1 protein-coding gene is annotated in these 1,698 nt (G+C 68.1%); it reads left to right on the top strand.

Annotation, left to right across the window (positions count from 1 at the left end; genetic code table 11):
• Positions 1-910: 910 nt before the first annotated feature.
• Positions 911-1,561 (top strand): hypothetical protein, encoded by a 651-nt coding sequence (locus tag ACOTKD_RS38080; RefSeq protein WP_424893597.1) that lies wholly within the window; start codon positions 911-913, stop codon positions 1,559-1,561.
• Positions 1,562-1,698 lie beyond the last annotated feature (137 nt).

The raw sequence follows: 1,698 nt of genomic DNA on the forward strand, positions 1-1,698 counted from the left end.
GCGCTGACCGGCCGGCCGGAGGCCGGCCGAGAAGCCGGCCCGCGGAGCGGGCCGGGGCGGGCGGGACGGACCGGCCGTTAGCTTGCTTTCCCTTTCCGGGGGTTGGGGTTACCGAATTGGCTGGCTAGGGGGATGGGGGTTCTGTCCCCGTCCTGGCTTGCCTTTTCGGTGGTTTCTCTAACGGCTTTTCATGACTTCCGGCCGGTGTTTTCGATCCGGTTCCTTGAATGTCTGCCGTGTGGGATCAGTATAGGGGTGACAGACCGTCTATTTCAACTGTCCAAGGGAATTGGCGGGGGCTTTTAGGCCCGTACCCACGGGGTGGGTCTCCCCCGGTCGCGCGGGCCCCTGTGCGGCCTCTGGCTAGAGCGTACAGGGCTGAGGGCGGGTCAGGAAAGAGTGGACCAGGGGCGGAGTTTACGGGCCGCGCACGGGTCTTTCCGGGGGTTCTGCGGGGTGGCGTCAGATTCGCGGCCCAGCCTTGCCCGGGCGTTAGATTCACTGTCCTCTGTGGCGTTAGATCCGGGGCGAGTCCAACGCCCCTGTAGGCGTGCGCGTTAGATTCGTGGCCGACTCGTCCGGGGCGGTTTCCGTGGCGCGTTAGATTCACGGCCCCGGGGTGCGTCGGCGGGTGGGGGGCGGGTTTTCCGGGGTTGTGACCCGGGGGTGCCTGGGGATGTCCGGTGCCTCCCTGGTCGCGGTGCGGGACGTGCGATCCGGGGGTCCCGGGGCGGGTCGGGCGGGGTGAAGTTCCTACTTGGCGCCTGGTTCGGTGAAGCGTGGTGAGGGTGACCCCTTCCCGATGCGTTGCACTTCCCCATTCTTGCGTGTAGAGTAGTACTCACGAGGTCGGGGGAACGAAGAACCGGCCGAGAAACCAACCCAACTGACCCTTCTGGAGGGGATCTTCATGTCGACCAAGACCTTCACCACCGCCGCCGGTGCCACCTACTCCTACGCCGTCGAGACCGGCGAGCACGGCGAGACCGTCTACAACCTCTCCCGCGTCTTCACCGAGGGCGCCTTCCCGGTCGGTGCGATCGTGATCCACCCCGACTACCACCTGGACCCGGCCACCCCGGGGCTGCTGAACATCCAGTTCGGCAAGAGCGCCCCCGGCAGCCACGACCGCAACGAGCGCACCGACGTCCCGATGCTCGGCGGCCAGCACGACCCCTACGTCGTCGGTCACCAGCTGGTCAACCCGGCCGACCTCGACCCCAAGACGGACACCGACACGGAGACGGGCGAGCCGGTCACCGACCCGAAGATCCAGTTCCGGGGGCTCGTCGCGGCCGCGCTCACCGAGACCAACAGCCCCGCCACCACCGCCACCACCGACACCTTCAAGAAGGTCCAGGACCTCGTCACCGCCCTCGTCAAGGAATACCGGGCCGACAAGGCCACCCCCAAGCGCGAGGCCCAGTACGCCGCCTACCTCAACACCCAGCGCGCCGAAAAGATCCAGCCCAAGATCGACGCCATCGACGCCCAGATCAAGGCCCTGATGCTCGCCAAGGCCGAACTCACCGACAAGCTCAACACCTACAAGACCGCGTAACCACCCCTCAAAACCGCCCGGGGCCGGGAACCCCACCCCCCTCCAACCCGGCCCCGGGCACCCCCCACACCGGCACCGGCGGCCCCCGGGGCGGCCCAGCCCCCGGAACCAGGCAGCCCCCGGGCCGAGCATCCCCC

The organism is Streptomyces sp. XH2 (assembly GCF_049725035.1).
GTDB classification, from domain to species: Bacteria; Actinomycetota; Actinomycetes; order Streptomycetales; family Streptomycetaceae; genus Streptomyces; species Streptomyces roseoverticillatus.

Coding starts and splice junctions, on each gene's coding strand:
- ACOTKD_RS38080 (WP_424893597.1), top strand. CDS start 911: ATGTCGACCAAGACCTTCACCACCGCCGCCGGTGCCACCTACTCCTAC.